This window comes from Bacteriovorax sp. PP10 (assembly GCF_035013165.1).
GTDB lineage: Bacteria > Bdellovibrionota > Bacteriovoracia > Bacteriovoracales > Bacteriovoracaceae > Bacteriovorax > Bacteriovorax antarcticus.
The window spans coordinates 1,494,703-1,513,956 of record NZ_JAYGJQ010000001.1; the positions used below are offsets into that span (position 1 = coordinate 1,494,703).

The window sequence follows — 19,254 nt, forward strand, 5'->3', positions numbered from 1 at the left end:
TTTGGCATTATCGTCAGTTTCATATAATATTTTCCAGGACACTCAATCACCCTGGAGAATCACAATGTTAAATTTTAAATCTTCTTATATTGCGACAATTTCAATTTTAGCGGCCATCTCTTTTACAAGTGTGGCAAAAGCAGAAGACAAGGTTACTATCATTGCTAAAAAACAGGCCGACAGTGAATTAACTGTTCTTGGTTTTACGATTGGAAAATCAAAGCTGGAAGAAGTTCAAACAAAATTTAAAAGCAAAGAGATTAATCATGAGGCCGACGTCGCTTCTGGGATTAAGTTTTTATGTTATAAAACATCAAATGGAACAACCATTGCTTTTGAGTCTGGTGATAAAGGGCGCGAAGACAATGTCATCACTGGAATTTCAATCAATAGTTCGGCCCGTCCATACAGACTCGCAAAACAGTGTGAGGCAACTTCTTTAATCAAAACAAAACTTGCTATCAATGGTGTGAGTCTTGGTATGTCTTCAGACTTAATCAAAAGAGTGAAAGGGGCACCAAGTAGTGTGTCACCTGAAAACATTGTTTATCAATATGAGGTCAAAGAAGATCAGACTTCCATCATCTCGAGCTTAAATATTAGATTCGATCAAAACGCAGTGTCGTCAATCACTGCTGGCAAGAGCGAATCAAAATATATTCTTCAATAAAAATTAATGCCAAATCATTAAGCTCATAAAACAAGTGATCAATGATAAAAGCACAGTGAGCGGCAGTCCTATTTTTAAAAAGTCAGCGAAACGGTAACCGCCGGGACTTAAAATTAATAAATTCCCATGATGCCCGATTGGTGTGAGGAAAGAGGCAACAGCACCCATCGTTACACAAACAACCGCAGCTGTCGGTGAGATGTGTGCACTTTTGGCGAAGGCCACTGCGATGGGGGCGAGGAGAACAGTTGTCGCGGCATCAGAAAGAATTTGAGTTAAGAGAGCTGAAATCCAATAAAAAATTAACAGCATTGCGACTGGTGACCAGTCACCTGTAAAGTTTTTAATTTGGGCCGCGAGAATTTTATCAACTCCTGTGTGCTCCATTGCAATCCCGAGAGGGATTACACCTGCAATCATGACATAAATTTTAACTTCGATGGATTCATAGGCCTGCTCAATGTTGACACATTTCGTGAGGATCATCGCCATGGCCCCGGCCATGAAGGCAAGGTAGGCAGGCAAAGTCCCGGTTGCGGCCAGAACAATCGAGACCAGCATAATGGAAGTTGATAGTTTGCTTTTACCTCTCTTCATCGAAGAAGCAAAAAATGGCAACACCATTAAAAAGCCACGGTGATTTGTAAGTTCATTTAGCTTTTCTTTTGGTCCCCAGATCACAAGCATATCACCAGCGCGGATTATCACGTCAGCCACACCAGTTGAAATCCAACCAGACTTTCTCCAGATTCCTACGATCGCGACACCAAAGCGGTTATAAAAATCTATTTGTGCCACTGTACGGCCAACGAAGATAGAGTTATGAGCAATGACGGCCTTCAAGATTCTTTTTTCTTCTCCGGCAAGTGTGACGAGATGTTCTTTGCCGTCACTAAATTTATGCAGGGCCTTTAATACTAAACCATGCTCTCCATCGAACGAGACTAGCTCATCCGGAGTTGTTCTAATAATAAAATTATCTCCAACTTCCAGCGTAGTGTCTTTTTTTGTACAGTCTTGAATCTTGTCTCCACGCACCCATGAAAGAAGGCTAAACTGCTTTTCTTTTTCAGTGATCATTTGCTCAAGGGTTTTGCCTATCCATGGACTGTTTTCAACAACGATTAACTCTGTCGTAATATCTGTCAGTTTAAATTTGTCATCTGAATCATCTTCACCGGATGTTTTAGGAAGAATCCATTTCATTAAAATACAAAAAGCAATTCCACATAAAACAAGAGGAAGACCAATTTTTCCTACAGTGAAGAGTCCAAGACTTGGTTCGCCAGCGCGTTTTAAAATGTTATTGGCCAGTAAAAAGGCCGGAGCACCAATGAGAGTCATTGTTGTCCCCAAGGAAGCTGCTGTGGCCATTGGGATAAGCAGGCGGGAAGCATGCAAGTCTTTTTCATCCTTACAAATTTTCATAATAATTGGAAGCATCATCGCCGTGACCATTAAGTGGTGAGTAAAGGCCGACATCGCTGCCACTGAAATCATAATAACAAAAATTGCCCGCACTTCACCTTTGCCGGAGAGTTTTGTAATCCATTCACCAATCATGTCGGTGACACCGGTGTGGGAGAGTCCTGCGGACAGAACAAAGACGGCCGCAACGATAATGGCGGGCTCGCTTGAAAATCCTGAGAAAGCTTCTTTGACTTCAATAAGTCCCGTAATGGATAAAGCTAAAATAATTAACATCGCAATAACATCAACCCGCAAATACTCTGTAATAAACAAAACAATTGAGATGATCATAATCGCGATAAAGATTAACTGGTCATGGGTCATGCCTAAAATCATAATTTAGTCTCTTTAGTAGGATCCTCATTGAAGACGTGAATCTCTCGTTGAGGATAAGGAATGCGGATTTTATTTTCTTTGAAAACTTTTAGAACGCCAAAATTAAGTAGACTCTTTAATACACCTAAACGATCAGTGTATTCCTGTGTCCAGACGAGAAGACTAAATCTCAAACCGCTCTCAGCAAACTCCGTCAGTTGAACTTTAGGAGCAGGGGCCTTGAGCACTCCTGGTTCATTGTCTGCCACTTGTAATAAGAGTTGCTCAACTAATACAGGGTCAGAGTCGTAAGAGACTGGGACTGAAATTGTGACTCTTACCCGATTGCCTGAATGACTCCAGTTGATAACTTGTTTTGAAATGAAATCAGAATTAGGAACAATAATTGAAACATTATCATTGGTCACAATCGTTGTCGCACGCACTGAAATGTTTTGAACATTTCCTGCGATTGTTCCGACTTCAATTCGATCACCAAGCTTAAGTGGTTTTTCCAAGAGAATAATGATTCCACTGACAAAATTGCTGAAGATCGTCTGCATTCCGAAACCGACACCAATACCGATAGCACCGGTTAGGACGGTGAAGAAACTTAGATCGAGTCCTGTGGTTTGAAGAATTCCAACCAAACCAATTCCAATAAGAGCGTAGTAACTAAGAGTGATAGTTGCACGCCAGTTGCTCGTATTGACACCTCTATTTTTAGTGACAGAGGCCAGAAGCCATTTTTTTAGTTTAGAGGAGACGATAAGAAAGGACATTATCAAAATCATGTTGAGGAGAATTGCCCATACGGTTATGGAACTTTTACCTATTTTAATGAGCGGATAATCGAGTACTATCCAGACAGAGGCGGCAAATTCAGTTAGTTCATCCATTTTTTATAAATTCCAGTAAGAGGTAGAACTACATAGGATGTAATACTGCAAAGAGGCGGCCAAGTATTAGACAAAATCAATTCTAGGGTAATTCATCATTCAAATTTTCTATAGCTTCATAGAATTTAACGATGAAACCAATCTTATGAAACATGATAAATTAGGCCATGTTTAATAGGAGAATTTATGAAACATGTAGATACAAGTAACTTTGAAGAAATCGTCTTAAAATCTGATAAACCAGTCGTTGTAGATTTCTGGGCAGAGTGGTGTGGACCTTGTAAAGTCCTAGGCCCGGTACTTGAAGAAGTCTCAAAAGAGATTGGTGATAAAGTTGAAATCGTAAAATTGAATGTTGATGACTCGAGAGAGTTAACAGCGAAATACGGAATTCGTGGAATTCCAACCATGATCATGTTCAAAAATGGTCAATTAGTTTCTACGTTAGTAGGAAGCCAGCCAAAATCAGAAGTTCTAAAATTTGCGTTAAGCTAATATCTTTTTGGGAGCAAAGAAATTTGCTCCCAGTCTTTATGTCAGAAGATTCTTAAGTGTTGTCGCCATGATTTCTAAAGTCTGCTGAGTGTAATCCAAAATTTCTTTTACCGATGTCTGAGAAGAAGCAAATCTAATTTTTAAAGTGTTTTTCGATAATTCAACTTTATCGATTCCTTTAATATTCTTTGGAAAGAATGAAAAGACATTATCTTTTTGTTCAAACGTCCCCTGATTGTCATCTTCAAGATCGTACAAAGCGTCTTCCAGGGCATCTACATCCAATGTCCCTTTGATCGGGAAGGTGATCGTATCAAAACCCTCTGTGAAGATTTCATCAATGGGCATAGGGAAGCTGTTGAGTGGAACTCTTAGCTCCAGCTCTCTTCTGATCGTGACTTCAGTAAAATCATTGTCAGATTGCTGAGCGCTGATATTGTACCTGAAGTACTCTGTGTGAAGAGCGCCACCTTCAGGGTCTTTTACTGTGTTGCTATTTTTTAAACGCAGAGTTCTTCTGGCATTATCAAAAAGGCTTTCAATTTCTTTTTTTAAGAATTCATCCTGAGCAAGCTCAGTGGCAAGCTTTGAGGCAAAGCTGCTGTGATCTTTTGGGATTTTATGTTTGGCCTTATTAAAAGCTTCCAGGTTCTTAAAAGGGATGTGTTGCTCCCTAGAAAGAATGTACTGAGTGAATTGGATTTCAACATTCTTACTTTCTTCTTCATCGTCACTTTCAAAAGCGATTAACGGAGTGGAGTTTGAAAGATCGACAACGGCATAAGGGCTTTGTCTGTCATTGATAAACATTGTTTTCGTAATATACTGAGGGATTTTTGCAGACAAGTACTTACTTAAAGAAAGATTGGAAATAATATTGTCTTTTCCAATGGCCGCATCATCTTTACCATTTAAGGCATTTAATAATTGCAGGGCCCAGATACCGTGTTTGGCCTGAACAGAGACAAATGATTTTTCTCCGGGGTAACATGATAAGAAAAATGAATAACCTGGAGTTGAACGTATGAACTCAGAGTATTCTTTTTCTACCAGATTACTGGCCGCAGACTTCATTTTATTTTTTGATTTTAATTCTTCAGCAGAAGAGTCGATAAAGATAAACCCTTTTTTACTTTTGCTGGCCTTTAATGGTGCAAGAAGAATTTCTTCAAGAGAAAGTGATGTTTCCTCAAGATTAGAATTATCAGTATCCCAACAAGTGATTCTGTTTTGAGACTTAGTATTGAAACCATGACCTACGTAATAAAAGTAGAGTTCATCTTCCGAAGTCAGGCGTGCGAAAATATTCTGCATTTTCTTTTCGATTGAAGCTTTATTAGCGTCTTCATTTGTTAGAAAAAGCAATTCGTCTTCTTCAACATAAAGTTGATCAGTGAAAGCTGTTTTGATTGAGTTGGCATCATTAACTGCAAACTCGATTTTTGCCAACTCAGGCAAAACTTGTGTCGAGTACTCTTCAATGGCAATGATAATTCCGAACTTTTTCATTAATTTACCTCAGGCTTGGTGAACTTTTGAATTATAACTTTTTATATCAATTAATGTATAGAGTTTATGGTCTTTAGCGGTACTTTTTCATTATTAAATCGTATATAATTTGTTTGTTACTCAGAACCTTTTGTTCTCAACTCAAAGGATCGTCAATGAAGCAATTAATCCTCATAACACTTATGACTTTGTCCTCATGTGCAACTCATCAGGGTGCTCCATTAAAATCTGCCACTGAAGAAGTGATTGCTCCCGAATTTTATATAACCCCGAAAACTATTGAAAAGGCCGTGTCGAGTCCTTACCGCACTCCTGAATTTAAAGAGCGCGATATGTATCGTCATCCTGAGGATACGTTAACTTTCTTCGGTGTAAAACCTACAATGAAGGTTTTAGAAATTACTCCGGGGACAGGCTGGTATACTGAAATCCTTGCACCATTTTTAAATGAGAGGGGACAATATATAATGGCGACTCATCCTGCAGGAAGTGCTGCCCCTCAGTCAGGCCATATTGCAGAGTGGTCAAAAAAATATCCAGACATTGCTAAGAATATGAAGTCCACAATTTTTGATCTTAGCAATCCTAATCTTGAATTAGGTGAAGAGGGTTCCATTGATATGGTATTAACTTTCAGAAATGTGCATAACTGGATGGCCAAAGACAATGAAGATGTAGCTTTTAAGGCCTTTTTTAAAGTTTTAAGAAAAGGCGGAATATTAGGAGTCGTTGAACATAGAGCTCCTAATGATCGCACTGATCCCAAGGCTTCCACAGGATATGTAAGGGAGAGCGATATGATTAAAATGGCAAAAAAAGCAGGGTTTAAGTATTTAGGTAAATCTGAAGTGAACTCTAATCCAAAAGACACAAAAGATTATGAAAAAGGTGTGTGGACTCTGCCACCAACATTTGCACTAAAAAAAACAGACCGTGAAAAGTATCAAGCGATTGGTGAAAGTGACAGAATGACTTTGAAGTTTTCCAGACCTTAAATTTGGAGTGCAAGTTCAAATAATTGTGTCGATGGTGCTAGTGGGATTTGACGTAATATCTGTTAGTGGAAAAAAACTTATTTGAATTTCATAAACAGCATCTCTCGTCGTACTATTTTTGCCAATATAGTTTCCCAGTGAGCGACGAAATTTTTTAATTTTGTCTTTAATCTCAGGCATCAGTTTTGAATCTACTGCTATTGTCAGCCCAGAGTGATCTCTTTCGGCAATGGCGATAGCATCAATTTTATCTTTGCTCAGGCATAGGATTTGCTTTTGTCTTTCTCTCATGGCCGCAGAAGAGTAGCTATAGTCGAGAATAGAAGTGAAGCGGTCTACACTTTCCATTTTTCCATCGGCATTTTTTTGAAGTAAGTTAAGTTTGATCAAGCGCTCAATCGCAAGTTCTATTTTTTCGACATCTGCAATCCCAAGCTTTTGAGCAATCCATGCAGGATCAGTCTGGTGATTTTTTAAGCTGAAAATTTCCAGGATAGCGTAGTGGTACCAGTCTGAAATAAAGCTAAACTCATCCATTTCAAGTGCTGAATGCCCATCGTTGTCGTAATTAACAAGAAGCTTTTTACTTTTATTATTAACAACAATATCTCTATAATAAGCAAGTAGATCTGGATCCAGATTGAGTTTTGCCGAGATAATTCCAAATATTTTTGGCGACAATTCTATTTTTTTTGTGAAATAAAGCGAAAGTGTCGCAGGAGAAACTCCCAGGAACTGGGCATATGAGCGCAAAGAGTAACTAGCGACGTTTTTACATCTTAGCTCGAAATCACCTTTGACTACTTCAAGGAAATCTTTTTTTTGTGTGTTTTCCATTTTTAACTATCCTTATTAAATATGAATACCATTTGCTTCAAAGAGAGACCTTGGAGTTTGCTCACAAGTATTTTTTTGATCAAGAGAAAAGCCTAGAGTGGCAAGTCTATTGATAAAATCTAAATCACTAGCAGTGAAGTATTTCCTTGTCGCTAGGAGATGCATAATCGTCGAGCCTTCAAAACATTTTGAATCCAAGTCGTAAGCATTAGAGTCCATCCATACAAGATCTTTAAATCCTAGTTTGACAAGCGATGGCCATTTGTTAGTTAGGATTTTTAGTGTGTTAAAAACCTTTTCATAGGTTGTGGGCGAATGTTCTTCCAGGGCATCTTCGATAAGTGCGTAATGGCCAAAAGGCGGGCCTAGGTCGTCATTCACTACGTATTCAAGGCCGGTTTCAATGAGGTCTTGAAGAATCGTATCGCATGAAAAAGCGGCAGCAATTTGAAGAAAGTTAATTCCACGTGGAGTTACAAGAAAAAGATTTCCACCTAGGTCAGAAAGCCTGCGGAAGTTTTGAAGGTTGCAATTTGTAATGGTCGCGATCATTTCATTCATATTAAAATTTGACGAATATTTATATCGCGTAAAGAAGGTAAACATTTCTTCGGAATAGGCATAAGAAGAATCATCTACTTTTGCCAGAGGAAGATATTCATGAATGGCGAGTCTGTATTTTTGAGCTGTCGATAAACCTGAATTCCATTTATTGCAGTCAATAGTAATACGTTGAGGAGTTTCATTGGGATGGTTGATAGCATCTTTGGGAGCGCCATCCAAAATCAGATTAGTTCCACATTCAACAAATGAAGAGTTGATGATTTCTTTTAAAGAAGAAATCTGTAGGCCAAAATTATTTTGAAATTTTTTATCATTTAAAACGTAAGAGACTTCTTTTGCTAAATGCTTAAACTCCATAATTGAGCCGTCACCACCGTATGATTCTCTCCACCCGCCACCGCTACCTTTTGAAGGTTTGTTACTTTCTACAGCATGTGAATTGAGAGTGAGAAATGAAGCTAGGATGGCAAATAATACGTATTTGTTCATTTATGTTTTCCTAAATAATTTGATAAAAAAATACTGTAAAGGAGACTATTTGAGAAGCGTTCAAGAGATTTCTTTCTAAGTATTTTACTTTGATGTGTTTACAATGGAGATATAAACATTATGTAAGAAATAGTGAGAGTTAAATGAAAGATTTAACAATTTGCATTGATGAATAAAATAATTGATTCCTAGATTTGGGTACTTATGTTTTAGTAATTTTCAATGTCATCAATGGCACTTTGTGCGATAGATGTAAGTAAAGTTTTAATTAACAAATCGCACGCATCGTTTAGCAAGAATCATAGAGAATTCACCACTTAAAAGAGGCACCCGTTATAGGTGTTTTCGACCTTTTTACCATTGGAATGAAAACACTAAGTGTTTGAAAGTATTGAGTTGTGCTAAAAAAGTAGCTTCTTTTTGGTCAGAATAAGAAGAACAAACCGATAATGAAGTATGGAATAAAGCTTCTTAATAAAAGGGTGTATTTTATGACTTTTAAAAATAATTCATCAGGGTTCACATTGGCAGAAGTCGTTATTGCTATGGGAATTTCATCGGTTGTGATTTTAGGAGCAGGTGGATTTTTAAAAACATCTTTTGATTCAAGTGTGAGCACAAATAAACGCATTGATAAAAATGAATATTTTGATGAGATGTCAAAAACGATTAGCAATCGTCTGACTTGTGGAGAGACACTTAAAAATTTATCTGTGGGAAGCAGTGTGACTGGTATCAAAAAACAAGGGCAAAATATCTTTGCTGTCGGACAGTCGTTAGCAAAGGATACAACATTAAGCTCTATCACTTTAGAGCAAAATCCTAATTGGACTCCGGTTGCTGAAAAGTATGGGCCGGCGAGATTAAAGATTCAGGTGGCCGCCAATGGGGTGACGACGACAAAGTATTTTCCTATTAGTATTCAACTCGATAAAGATAAAAAGGTTATAGGTTGTAGTCAGAAGCTAGAACTTGGTTCTGTTAAAGAAGATATTTATAATGAAGTTTGCACGACTGTAGTCGGAGGTTCGTTAAATAGTAAAAAGTGTAATTGGACTAAACCGATTCATTACGATTATGTCTACATTCCAGCACCTCCTCCAGCTCCAGTAGGACCTGAGTGTTATGGGCCAATCTGTGCAATGTACGCCTCTGAGTTAGGACGTATGCCAGATGCAGGTGGAAAGGCCTATTGGGAAGCTCAAGTCGCAAGTGGAGCATCTCTGGCAGAAATCAGTGCAGGAATTGCCAATTCTAAGGAAGCCAATGGAATCGCATGGGGAGTGCCTGAATGGGATTACTATGCACGTGATGTGGCCAGTAGAGGAATGACTTTTGACTACGCGGTTAAACAGTGTGGTGTTGATATGAGCTGTTAGAATTCAAAAAGGATTCTAGTTTTTTGAGCACTGATATTCGTTTCTTTTAAGATCTTAAGATATTTGGCATAAAGATCCTTACCAATTATTGAATAGAGTCTGTTGTGATATTCAAAATTAACTTTGATTGTAGAAGCACGAGTTCTATCAGTTTTCATGAGCTCAGATAAATGTAACATTCTTTCTTTTTGCAAATTCAGATAGTCGTCCATGTAAGACTCTTTGTTCTCACTTTTAAACATGGCCCGCAGATTGGCCTCATGCTTATTGGTAAGTTCTGCGTGAAAAATAGAAATTTTAACGAGAAGAGGATCCATCTTCTTTGCTGAGTTCGTACTAACTTGCTCAATCTTTACAGTCTGAATATTTTGAGGAGAAGGTACATTGTCCGGAGATTTCTCAGGTGAAGGCAAAGGAGCTACATTATCGAGCAGAATAGGGGCCGCTGCAGGAGTTTCAGTAGCTGGAGAATTTGGTTTATTAGAATTTCTCTTAGATTTGAAGTAAAAGAACATACCGGCAATAACAACCAGAAAGAGAGCGACCTCTGAAATTTTTTTGTTATTATTTTTTCCATTTTTCATAAAGTCTCAAGTGCCTCGTTTTTTTTATTAAGTCATTTTACCTGTGATTATGATTTAAGCTCAACATATATTTGATCAAAATAAGTATTTATCTATGTATGTTTATTGAGCATCTTCATAAACAGAAATCTCAGACAAGACTTGTAAATATTCTAAATGCAATTAATATTGTTTTAGAGGATATATGCATAAAATATTTTTTGGATCCAGGTCTCAGTCTGGGAATATGTTGGTTTACATGGTGGTGATTCTTGCAATCATTACCGGATTATTTGTGTGGAATCAGCAGCGTTCTACCAATGTGATGAAGAGTATTAATAAGACGATCAACTCTTATACGGTTGATGCTAAACTTCTTGAGGTACGCTCGTTTTTAACTAATGTGGCCATTTGTGAAAGCTCTTTAAAAGGTCAGGCCATTGATCAACCAGGAGTTTTCACTCTTCGTTCTGCTAGTGGAATCATCGACATTAATTTTCCTGATGATGATTTAAAGGTAACGAAATACCAGTTCGTACCAGTTGCCGGTGGACTGAGTGAAGTTATGAGTGCGCAGATCAACGTGACAATTCAAAGTATTGTGAACACCAAAAAAGTCGAGAATGTTTACTCCGTTAATTATAATTTTATTGTCGATACAAGCACTCGTGCTATTAAAGAATGTCTGGGTGAAAAGACAGAAGAGAGTGATGAGCTTTTCAAAACGACTGTCGCACAAAAACGAGAAGATATTTGTAAGGATGCCTTGAAAGGGACAATTCAAAATGGGAAGTGTGTGTGGCCATGGTAAATAAAGGTTTTTCTTTTGTTGAAGTCATGGTCAGTGTGGCCATTTTAGCTATCGGGGTTGTGGCCTTTATCAATATGAGTAAAGTTGATAGCAATAGTAATAAACAAGTCGTCTCTCAGGATGCCAAGGCCTATATAACAAAAGAACTCCTGACAAGTCTGGAGAGTAAGGCGAACTGTGAAACTTTGCTTAAGAATAAGGCGGTAGGTGCGAATCTTAACTTTCTATCAACTGATGGGATTAATATTACGGCCGGTACGGTTATTAATAAGACTCACAGGATTGCAGAATTCAAATATAAGTTTTTAAGTGCACCGAATTTACCAAGTGAATATAAGTTCATTAACATCTACTTTGTTTTATCACCAATTAGTGATGCAACAAAAAAAGTCATTCAAAATATCAGGATTATCGGTAAAGCTTCCTCTACAGTAAGCAGTTGTGTTTCACCAAGAGAAGATGGTGGGCTCTTAGTTCAACAGAAGGCCATTCAAATTGCGAAGGTGAAAGTCTGCACCGAAGATTTAAAAGGTACGTTACAAGCTTCCGGCGTTTGTAGCTGGCCGGAACCTTTTACGACTATTGTTGTTCCGATCCAGCTCTAGCTAATGACAAAATGGAGCGGCAGGGTCTTTGGCACACAGATAACCCTTAAGCATTTTATTCTCGCTTTCAAGAGCAGTAATTTTTTCATCAGTTTCTTTTGTTGATTCAATTAAAAGCGAAACCATGTTTGCGTATTTAACTGATTTGAAACCTTTTGAATTCGTCATAACTAAATCAGGAACAATTTTTTCAACTTCCTGAGCAATCACCCCAATTTCGTGGACACCCGTTTTGATCCAATCAAATTCGACACCGCGAAGTTTTAAAACTTTTTCAAGAGCGTTTTGAACAGTGACAATATTTTTCTTTAGTCTTCTGTCTGAAGTGACAGGAAAAGAGGTTGCAGAGATGGTTCCCGTTGCAGTCACGTTTCCAACGATGGATAATTTATCAGCAGGTGCCGTAGTACCCAATCCCATATTACCGTTAGTATCAATTCTCATTCTTTCAATGGCAGTGGCCCCTGCTGTCGCGAGAACAATTGTATTAGTCAAAGAATTTAAAGAAGCTAAGTTACCACCAATGATAACATTGTTATTTCCTGCTAAACTGATTGCTCCGCTGTTACCAATAACGATGTTACTAGTACCAGTTGTTGGCCCTGCTGAATTACCAATAATAATATTTTCTTCTCCAGAACTCATGGTTTGGCCAACACTATAACCAATCATAATGTTGCTTGAACCAGTTGAAACCTGAACACCAGCATTTTTACCGATGATAGTATTATTTGATCCGGTAGTTAAAGCGCCAAGAGAGGCTGCACCAATTGCAGTGTTGCTTTGACCAGTTGTCGCCGACATCATTGAATTAGACCCAATGGCCGTGTTGAAACTTTTTACTCCACTTGCAGTTAAAGTTCCGTTTCCTAGTCCTGTATTATTACTTCCCGTTGTGCTCATCCTTCCACTTTCAAAACCTACAAACGTATTGCTTTGACCTGTGCTATTGGAATTTCCGGCATTCGTTCCAATAAAAGAATTGGCAGTCCCAACGTTGGCCGCATATGAAGAAGAGGTGAAACCAATTCCGGTAAAAGTTGAATTAGTGGCCTTTACATATTGAAGAGCTGTATCGACATACATTTTATTAACAGCATCTGATGATACTGTAGGGGAAGGAACGTTTATGTTCACTTTTCCATTAAGCTGAGTTTGAAGATTAGTATTTAAACCAGCAATAAAATTTAATTCGTTTGTTGTTATAGATGAAGGCTCAATTGCACCAGAAATATTCGTTACAACCACACGATTTGTCATCCCTAAGTTAAGTCGAGAAGGATCTATTGTCGGAACCCCTGGAGTACTCCAATCGACAAGTGACCCAGAGTTAATTTTTGTATTTAACTGTGCCTGGATGCCTGAAGTCACACCCGATAGATAATTTAATTCAGATGCTGTAACCGGTGAGGTTAGTAGTTCACCTGTACCATTTGTGACAACAACTGTGTTAGCGCTTCCGGAAAAGATAGGAGCACAGACAAAAGTACTTCCAGAAGTTCTTAGTGCCTGAGAACCTGAACATGTAGGTAATGCTGTTTTGGCAAATGCCATCACTGTAGGGTCTGTTTCAGTGATTACAGGTAATGTTCCAGGAAGCCAGTTCGATCCGTTGAATTGTAAAACTTGTCCTGCATTAGGAGGAGTCGTTAATAAATCAACATCACCAAGATCAGTAAGAACGTAGTCGCCTTTCGCTTTTAATATAGTACCTGTTCTGCCAAAGACAGAAGAGACTCCTGAGATATTTTGAATTCTACTCCAGGCCGTTCCATTCCAGATGGCCCAGTCGCCAATACTGTAAGCAATAGAGTTGTGAGTTCCTGCTGTTGTGACAACATAATATCCACCAGACATCGGTGGAGCTACATCAATATCTGGAAGGTTGCTCGAAGCATTCCATGTTCCGATAAAAGTTTGTGACTGATTATCTTCTATTAACTGTGCAAGCTTATCAAAGTTGCTGTTGACCTGTGATGAAGAAATGACCTGACCTGTTGTGAAGGTAAAAAATCCAGGAATGTTATTGGCCGCAATACCTACGACAGAAGTTAAAGATACAGCGAACGCAGCTCCTTGAGCAAAGCTTAGTCGCTTATAAAATTTCATTAACTTTTTCATCATTGACCCCATTTGCCTTGATCGAACTTCGCCGAATCCCAATTTGAATTTGAATTGCCGATTATTTTTGTAATTAATTCTGAATATTTACTTTCGCTACATTGAGCAGTGCTGATCGAAACAGAAACAGTGGTTGCTGCTGATGTAAATGGAGCATTAGTGACAGAGCCGCAGTACATACTCCCAAGGTGCTCACCAGGGCCTGTAAAAGTGACAAACAACATATTGTAAGTCCCAAGAGGGATAAGAGCAGAGTTCTCGGCGTCGAGTTTTATAAGAGTTTTTTTAAGGGAATTATTGTCTTCAGTTTCAACGTAGGCACCACCATTCATAGGAGTGGCAACACTATTACCCAGGATCAGCTTAAAGCTGCCCTTTGCTTTTTTGCCTTGAGAGCAGGAAGCAAGAGTCAGGAGAATAAATAGAAGTATTAAAATCTTTTTCATCAAAAGAATTATCGGCAATTTTATTTATAGACAAATTTTTGATGAAGATTTTTTATAGTTCACTCAATATTGCCTAGATCAGGCAACCTAACTATTAAGGAGGATGGAAATAGTCGGATTTTCTTTCTTACTGGTTAAGCCAGGTTAAGATATTTTTCACGCTATCCTTATAAAAAGTCTCATACAGGCCTTGTGAAACATACCCGATATGTGGAGTCGCTAAAACATTCTCTAAAGAGCGAAATGGGTGGTCTTTTTGAAGAGGTTCCTGGTCGTAAACATCAATAGCTGCACCGGCAATAAGGCTCTTTTCAAGTGCTTCAATCAGAGCGGCCTCTTCAATAATTGGGCCTCGAGATGTATTGATTAAAAAAGCAGTGGGCTTCATTAATGCCAGCTCGTTCTTGCCAACGAGTCCTTTGCTTCTCGGACTTAAAACTAAATGCACTGTAAGAAAGTCTGCTTGTTTGAATAACTCTTCTTTGGTGACTAGAGTTGTTCCGGCCTCCTGCGCTTTTTCAGCAGTTAAATTCTGGCTCCAGGAAATAACATTCATTCCAAAAGCTTTAGCAATAATCGCGATCTGAGATCCGATATTACCTAAACCAAGAACGGCCAGAGTTTTTCCATGAAGATCGGCCCCAATCTTTTTTTGCCAGCCATTAGTACGTAATGAAGCATTCTCTGAAGTAATGTTTTTGGCAATTGATAAAATAAGCGCCCATGTTAATTCAATCGTAGGTGTCGCAAAATAATTAGTATGAAGGATTTTGATCTTTTTCTTTTCACAGGCCTCTACATCAATAGAAGCATTTCTTGATCCAGTTGAAACAATAAGTTTTAAGTTGGGAAGTGCCTCGAGGATAGCGGCAGTCATAGGAGTGCGCTCCCTCATCACGCAAATGATATCAAAAGGCAAAAGTCTTTTTATTACAGCTTGAGGATCGGGCAGATGATCATTAAAGACTGTCACTTCAGCTTTTTTTTGGACTTCAGACCAGTCAGCAAGTTCTAGTGCTTTATTTTGATAGTCATCAAGGATGGCGATTTTTTGCTTGCTCATAAAAAAAGGAACTCCATAGAGTGTAGTAGGGGCACCTCTATGGTAGTTCCAGATTTGATTATTCGGCCAGAAAAATTCAACTACGAGGTTAGAATCTTCTAATCAAATAACTCTTCGAGAAATGATTTTTTTCTTTTGTGCTTATAGTGATCTTTTTTATAAGGGTCTGAGTCGCGATAAATAACTTCTTGTATTTTTTCGCGAGGAAGTGTTTGAGTTTCAGTGACAGGAACTTTTTCCACGAGAGATTTCTCAATGATTTTATCCAGCTCCCCACGGTCTAACCAAACGCCACGGCAGTTAGGACAATAATCAATTTCGATTCCATTGCGCTCAGACATTGAAAGGACTGTATCTTTACAAGCAGGACATTTCATAAAAGCTCCTCGTTTTAGACATCATAGAGGAGTTTTATATATTCATAAAATTGATAATTAGTATCTTGTTGTTCGTTTAAATGAATACTAAATGGCCAATTCCAGCTCGGAAATCAGTTTGTTGATAAAATGCGGCTTGGTTTTGTCATTTCTGGCAACCACATAGAGTTGATGCTTCCAAAGTGATGCCATCTTGGGCAAAACTTCCAGCGTGTGGTTTTGTAATTCTTTTTTTATGTATGGTAACGGAATTATACAAAAGCCGATACCATCAGTTGCGGCCCTGATGACAGATGCGAGAATATCACTTTCAAAGAGAGCGCTGTATTTCAATTTATTCTTAAGATAGAAATGATTGATCTCAAGTCTTAGTTTGGCAGGATCAGATGGCAGAGATAAGTAAGATGACGCTTTTTTTAAAATCATTTCAGATGTTTTTAAATTTTGCATCTTTAATTGTTTTATAAAGTCATGTTTACCAACAAGCCCGACGGGCATAGAAAAACTCTTAAGAACTTTAAGATCCGGCTCATTGGGAAGATGATTAGTAATAATAAAATCCAGCTTCTTGAGTTTTAATCTTTCAATCAGGGATTCATTAATACCTGTATCGAGTTTTATTTTCGGACGGTTTTCAAGTTTATATTTTTTCAAAACTTGTCCTACAATATTCGTAGTGAAAGGGCGTGAGATCCCGCTGGTCACACCAATATTTATTTTTTCATTTCCTGAAAGCGAAGGATTGAGAAAACTTTCCAGCTCTTCATAAACATCAAACATGCGTGAGCATATATCAAAAATACTCGAACCATCAGAAGTCAGCTCCAGGTACTTTCCTTTTTTAACGAACAGAGATTTATCGAGATTAAATTCGAGAGTTTTTATCTGTGTACTTAAGGAAGGCTGACTTGTATTTAGGAATTTTGCGGCTGAGGTAACATTCTTTAGTTTAGCAACGATATAAAAGTAATATAGGTGGTTGAAGTTTTGCATGATAAAATCTTAGTGGAAAAAAGGCATAACTCCAATGAAAAACGACCTTTTTTAATTTTATCCATACTTTTTTCGTATAGATGTATTTGGATTTTGTATTATTCATGAGATCAGATTTTGTTAGAATAATTTTATAACAATGCTTTTTATAGATTAGTTCTCTCAAGAACGGAATTAGTCTGAAGTCTTATTGTCATTCTCCTTAGTTTTAGAGGAATCGGTTGTAGCGATTCGATTCCTCTTTTTCTTCTACAAGTAGGGAAGCGATGAAATGAAATATTATCAATCACTAGGGGAGATGCTTTATAAAGCACGACTGGCCCAGAATATCACAATTGAGGATCTCTCAACTCGTACAAAAATCCACAAAACGCTTATTCATTCACTTGAAAGTGATGATTTCCCCAATCTTCCCAATAGAGTTTATATTTTGGGATTTCTTAAATCAATGTCAGAAGAGCTTAGATTCAACGTCAAAGATGCAGTAGCACTTTATGATTTACTTTTATTGCGAGAGCAACATGCGACTCCAGTAGAGGTAAAAGTTGATGCACCTATTCCTGATAAAGTTGTTTTTTTTAAGAAAAGGAAAATCAAACTGAAATGGTTGGTTGCGGCCGTCTTGTTGTTTGTACTCTTGATCATTATTTCCCCACTTTTAGTTGAAATGAAAGCTTCAGACACTCCTCATGTTGTCACAGAAGTAAAAAAGAAAACGACGCGTACTCAAGCGAAGAAAAAAGTCTCAACAGACAACACAGTTATACTCCAAGGCTCAATAAAAGTTTCCATTAATGCTAAAAATGGAAATTCATGGGTTTCTTTTAAAGTAGATAAAAATCCCATCAGGCAACTTACGTTAAAGAAAGGTTCATCTATTGTTTTGACTGGGGAAAAAATCCGTCTGACATTAGGAAATTATAAGGCCTTGGAAATTTATGACAGCAATGAAATTGTTTCAATCGCAAAAAATAATAAAGGTAAGGCCGTCGTCGTTTCATTTCCACAAAAGAAAAATGAAAAAAAATCGGAGTCAGATCTTATTTTTAGTCTCGAAGGGATACCTCAACTTCAAAATCAAAGATTATAAGGTTAAAAATGAGAAAAATCACAGTGGTGTTTTTGGCCTTAGTCTTAGCTTCATGCACCACAATTAAAAAAAATACCATTCACAGAACAAATACAGTTTCTTTGGCCGCGACTGATTTTCAGATCGCGCCACCACTTACTCCCTTGAAAGAAGAAGTGGCCGAAATTGAAGTGGTATCTGATGATGATGACGATATCGAAGAAGATATGGGCCTGGAAGACGAACATAAAACACTTTTGGCCGAGACACCGACTGTCGAATCGCTCATTCCAAATTTTGTCATTGATGGCGTGGCCTTTCCTGAGCATAAAATAGGCAAAGGTAAAATCTTTTATCTGGAAGGCGCTGAAGAATTAAATCTGGAGAATAATTTTTTTGACATCCCGGTGGTTTATAATCCTCTGGTGAAAAAATGGGTAGAGTACTTCACTACCCGAGGAAGAAAATTCTTTTCACTGTATGTTGAAAGGGCCGGACGTTACGCTCCGATGATTGGATCAATCCTTGAAGAAAATGACCTACCTCGTGACTTAATATTTTTAGCGATGGCGGAGAGTGGATTTAGCAATCACGCCAAGTCTGTTGCGGCCGCAGTGGGCCCCTGGCAATTCATGCCAGCAACAGGAAAGAATTATAGCCTGAATCAGAACTGGTATGTTGATGAGCGAAAAGATCCTATTAAGGCCACCATTGCGGCCGCTCAGTATTTGGGAAAATTGTATAATGACTTTGGTGCTTGGGAGATTGCAACGGCTGCTTACAATGCAGGCGAGGGAAAGCTTGGCAGGGCCATTAAAAAATATAAGACAAATGATTTTTGGGAACTGTCGAAAGGTAAATATCTAAAAAGTGAAACAAAGAATTATGTTCCAAAGATCATGGCATTGGCCATTATTGGAAAAAACTTAAAAACATTTGGATTTACGGAAATTGATTTTAGAGCTCCGCTTATTTATAAAGAAGTTCAGGTCGGGCCGATGACCGATATTCTTAAACTTTCTAAAGCACTTAATTTAAATCCTGAAGAAGTACAAAAACTCAATCCTGAAATACTGAGATGGTTCACACCGCCTGATGTTCGAAGTTACACACTCAGACTGCCTCCTATGAGTGCTGAGAGTTATGCGAATTGCTGCCTGAAGAAAGATTTCAAGTCTACAAACTTTCAAGAGTATATTGTTCCGAAAAAAATGAGCCTTCTGCAAGTTTCTAAAAAATTCAGGTTGAAAAATACTCTTATTTTATCGCATTTAAATTCTTTATCTCCCAAAGCAAAACTATCAAAAGGGGTAGTGATTAAGTTGCCTTTTAGAAAAGAAGATAAGTTAGTCTCGACGAATCGCTATTATGCAGATCTTTTTGATAAGACAATTGTAAAAAAGAAGAAAGTCTTCGCTCGTTTTTATAAAGTTAAAAAAGGTGACTCACTTTTTCATATAGCTAAAAAACATAAAACAACTGTCAGTAGAATCATGGCCTCTAATTCTGACATACCCAGATCTGGAAAAGTTTATCCAGGATTAAGGCTAGTCATTAAGTAGTGTTTTAATCAAGGGTTCGAAA

General features: G+C 38.0%; 19 protein-coding genes. 8 read left to right on the forward strand and 11 right to left on the reverse strand.

Annotated elements, in window-relative coordinates; translation table 11 throughout:
* Positions 1–64: 64 nt before the first annotated feature.
* Entirely contained in the window at positions 65–670 is a 606-nt protein-coding gene (locus SHI21_RS07385; protein ID WP_323575661.1) for a hypothetical protein, read from the forward strand.
* Positions 671–673: 3 nt separating this feature from the next.
* Here the strand turns inward: SHI21_RS07385 and SHI21_RS07390 are convergent, their stop codons facing one another.
* Both SHI21_RS07390 and SHI21_RS07395 read right to left on the reverse strand, forming a co-directional pair.
* Positions 674–2,476, reverse strand: a complete 1,803-nt coding sequence (locus SHI21_RS07390; protein ID WP_323575663.1) for an SLC13 family permease — start codon at positions 2,474–2,476, stop codon at positions 674–676.
* Complete coding sequence (locus SHI21_RS07395) at positions 2,473–3,237, reverse strand: mechanosensitive ion channel family protein (protein WP_323575665.1); 765 nt, start codon at positions 3,235–3,237, stop codon at positions 2,473–2,475. The genes SHI21_RS07390 and SHI21_RS07395 overlap by 4 nt, the downstream gene beginning before the upstream one ends.
* 291 nt (positions 3,238–3,528) lie before the next feature.
* Here SHI21_RS07395 and trxA point away from each other — a divergent pair, with 291 nt between their 5' ends.
* Positions 3,529–3,849 carry a thioredoxin gene (trxA, locus tag SHI21_RS07400; protein ID WP_410198814.1) on the forward strand — a complete coding sequence of 107 codons (321 nt, stop codon included), beginning with the start codon at positions 3,529–3,531 and terminating at the stop codon, positions 3,847–3,849.
* A gap of 36 nt (positions 3,850–3,885) precedes the next feature.
* Here trxA and SHI21_RS07405 read toward each other — a convergent pair whose 3' ends face one another.
* Positions 3,886–5,358 (reverse strand): caspase family protein, encoded by a 1,473-nt coding sequence (locus tag SHI21_RS07405; protein ID WP_323575669.1) that lies wholly within the window; start codon positions 5,356–5,358, stop codon positions 3,886–3,888.
* A 155-nt stretch (positions 5,359–5,513) separates the two neighbouring features.
* Between SHI21_RS07405 and SHI21_RS07410 the strand changes: the two genes are divergently transcribed.
* Positions 5,514–6,353 carry a class I SAM-dependent methyltransferase gene (locus SHI21_RS07410; protein ID WP_323575671.1) on the forward strand — a complete coding sequence of 280 codons (840 nt, stop codon included), beginning with the start codon at positions 5,514–5,516 and terminating at the stop codon, positions 6,351–6,353.
* Positions 6,354–6,368: 15 nt separating this feature from the next.
* Here the strand turns inward: SHI21_RS07410 and SHI21_RS07415 are convergent, their stop codons facing one another.
* Complete coding sequence (locus tag SHI21_RS07415) at positions 6,369–7,190, reverse strand: DUF4423 domain-containing protein (protein WP_323575672.1); 822 nt, start codon at positions 7,188–7,190, stop codon at positions 6,369–6,371.
* Between the two features lie 15 nt (positions 7,191–7,205).
* The gene (locus SHI21_RS07420; RefSeq protein WP_323575674.1) at positions 7,206–8,243 is read right to left on the reverse strand and encodes a hypothetical protein; all 1,038 of its coding nucleotides are present in this window, start codon (positions 8,241–8,243) and stop codon (positions 7,206–7,208) included.
* Between the two features lie 491 nt (positions 8,244–8,734).
* On the opposite strand from SHI21_RS07420, the gene SHI21_RS07425 reads away from it, so the two are divergent.
* The gene (locus SHI21_RS07425; protein ID WP_323575676.1) at positions 8,735–9,622 is read left to right on the forward strand and encodes a DUF4214 domain-containing protein; all 888 of its coding nucleotides are present in this window, start codon (positions 8,735–8,737) and stop codon (positions 9,620–9,622) included.
* On the opposite strand, the gene SHI21_RS07430 is transcribed toward SHI21_RS07425, so the two are convergent.
* The gene (locus tag SHI21_RS07430) at positions 9,619–10,206 is read right to left on the reverse strand and encodes a hypothetical protein (protein ID WP_323575678.1); all 588 of its coding nucleotides are present in this window, start codon (positions 10,204–10,206) and stop codon (positions 9,619–9,621) included. The two genes, SHI21_RS07425 and SHI21_RS07430, sit on opposite strands and share 4 nt — an antisense overlap.
* A gap of 184 nt (positions 10,207–10,390) precedes the next feature.
* Here SHI21_RS07430 and SHI21_RS07435 point away from each other — a divergent pair, with 184 nt between their 5' ends.
* Both SHI21_RS07435 and SHI21_RS07440 read left to right on the forward strand, forming a co-directional pair.
* The gene (locus SHI21_RS07435) at positions 10,391–10,996 is read left to right on the forward strand and encodes a hypothetical protein (RefSeq protein ID WP_323575680.1); all 606 of its coding nucleotides are present in this window, start codon (positions 10,391–10,393) and stop codon (positions 10,994–10,996) included.
* On the forward strand, positions 10,990–11,601 hold the full coding sequence (locus tag SHI21_RS07440; RefSeq protein WP_323576264.1) for a prepilin-type N-terminal cleavage/methylation domain-containing protein: 612 nt from the start codon (positions 10,990–10,992) through the stop codon (positions 11,599–11,601). The genes SHI21_RS07435 and SHI21_RS07440 overlap by 7 nt, the downstream gene beginning before the upstream one ends.
* Here the strand turns inward: SHI21_RS07440 and SHI21_RS07445 are convergent, their stop codons facing one another.
* The 5 genes from SHI21_RS07445 to SHI21_RS07465 form a co-directional block, all read right to left on the reverse strand.
* Positions 11,602–13,722, reverse strand: coding sequence for a tail fiber domain-containing protein (locus tag SHI21_RS07445; RefSeq protein WP_323575683.1), 2,121 nt, complete (start codon positions 13,720–13,722; stop codon positions 11,602–11,604). It abuts the gene before it with no gap.
* A complete protein-coding gene (locus SHI21_RS07450) occupies positions 13,722–14,168 on the reverse strand; it encodes a lipoprotein (RefSeq protein ID WP_323575686.1) in 447 nt (148 codons plus the stop codon). Before SHI21_RS07450 ends, SHI21_RS07445 begins: the two co-directional genes overlap by 1 nt.
* A 127-nt stretch (positions 14,169–14,295) precedes the next feature.
* Positions 14,296–15,231, reverse strand: a complete 936-nt coding sequence (locus SHI21_RS07455; protein WP_323575688.1) for a D-2-hydroxyacid dehydrogenase family protein — start codon at positions 15,229–15,231, stop codon at positions 14,296–14,298.
* A 98-nt stretch (positions 15,232–15,329) separates the two neighbouring features.
* A complete protein-coding gene (locus tag SHI21_RS07460) occupies positions 15,330–15,608 on the reverse strand; it encodes a TFIIB-type zinc ribbon-containing protein (protein ID WP_323575691.1) in 279 nt (92 codons plus the stop codon).
* An 87-nt stretch (positions 15,609–15,695) separates the two neighbouring features.
* The gene (locus SHI21_RS07465; protein ID WP_323575692.1) at positions 15,696–16,601 is read right to left on the reverse strand and encodes a LysR family transcriptional regulator; all 906 of its coding nucleotides are present in this window, start codon (positions 16,599–16,601) and stop codon (positions 15,696–15,698) included.
* Between the two features lie 271 nt (positions 16,602–16,872).
* Between SHI21_RS07465 and SHI21_RS07470 the strand changes: the two genes are divergently transcribed.
* Positions 16,873–17,691 carry a helix-turn-helix domain-containing protein gene (locus tag SHI21_RS07470; RefSeq protein ID WP_323575694.1) on the forward strand — a complete coding sequence of 273 codons (819 nt, stop codon included), beginning with the start codon at positions 16,873–16,875 and terminating at the stop codon, positions 17,689–17,691.
* Positions 17,692–17,699: 8 nt separating this feature from the next.
* On the forward strand, positions 17,700–19,232 hold the full coding sequence (locus SHI21_RS07475; protein WP_323575697.1) for a lytic transglycosylase domain-containing protein: 1,533 nt from the start codon (positions 17,700–17,702) through the stop codon (positions 19,230–19,232).
* Positions 19,233–19,254 lie beyond the last annotated feature (22 nt).

Coding starts and splice junctions, on each gene's coding strand:
- SHI21_RS07390 (WP_323575663.1), bottom strand. CDS start 2,476: ATGATTTTAGGCATGACCCATGACCAGTTAATCTTTATCGCGATTATG.
- SHI21_RS07445 (WP_323575683.1), bottom strand. CDS start 13,722: ATGAAAAAGTTAATGAAATTTTATAAGCGACTAAGCTTTGCTCAAGGA.
- SHI21_RS07385 (WP_323575661.1), top strand. CDS start 65: ATGTTAAATTTTAAATCTTCTTATATTGCGACAATTTCAATTTTAGCG.
- SHI21_RS07440 (WP_323576264.1), top strand. CDS start 10,990: ATGGTAAATAAAGGTTTTTCTTTTGTTGAAGTCATGGTCAGTGTGGCC.
- SHI21_RS07465 (WP_323575692.1), bottom strand. CDS start 16,601: ATGCAAAACTTCAACCACCTATATTACTTTTATATCGTTGCTAAACTA.
- SHI21_RS07460 (WP_323575691.1), bottom strand. CDS start 15,608: ATGAAATGTCCTGCTTGTAAAGATACAGTCCTTTCAATGTCTGAGCGC.
- SHI21_RS07415 (WP_323575672.1), bottom strand. CDS start 7,190: ATGGAAAACACACAAAAAAAAGATTTCCTTGAAGTAGTCAAAGGTGAT.
- SHI21_RS07470 (WP_323575694.1), top strand. CDS start 16,873: ATGAAATATTATCAATCACTAGGGGAGATGCTTTATAAAGCACGACTG.
- SHI21_RS07430 (WP_323575678.1), bottom strand. CDS start 10,206: ATGAAAAATGGAAAAAATAATAACAAAAAAATTTCAGAGGTCGCTCTC.
- SHI21_RS07405 (WP_323575669.1), bottom strand. CDS start 5,358: ATGAAAAAGTTCGGAATTATCATTGCCATTGAAGAGTACTCGACACAA.
- SHI21_RS07475 (WP_323575697.1), top strand. CDS start 17,700: ATGAGAAAAATCACAGTGGTGTTTTTGGCCTTAGTCTTAGCTTCATGC.
- SHI21_RS07455 (WP_323575688.1), bottom strand. CDS start 15,231: ATGAGCAAGCAAAAAATCGCCATCCTTGATGACTATCAAAATAAAGCA.
- SHI21_RS07420 (WP_323575674.1), bottom strand. CDS start 8,243: ATGAACAAATACGTATTATTTGCCATCCTAGCTTCATTTCTCACTCTC.
- SHI21_RS07450 (WP_323575686.1), bottom strand. CDS start 14,168: ATGAAAAAGATTTTAATACTTCTATTTATTCTCCTGACTCTTGCTTCC.
- SHI21_RS07435 (WP_323575680.1), top strand. CDS start 10,391: ATGCATAAAATATTTTTTGGATCCAGGTCTCAGTCTGGGAATATGTTG.
- SHI21_RS07395 (WP_323575665.1), bottom strand. CDS start 3,237: ATGTCCTTTCTTATCGTCTCCTCTAAACTAAAAAAATGGCTTCTGGCC.
- SHI21_RS07425 (WP_323575676.1), top strand. CDS start 8,735: ATGACTTTTAAAAATAATTCATCAGGGTTCACATTGGCAGAAGTCGTT.
- SHI21_RS07410 (WP_323575671.1), top strand. CDS start 5,514: ATGAAGCAATTAATCCTCATAACACTTATGACTTTGTCCTCATGTGCA.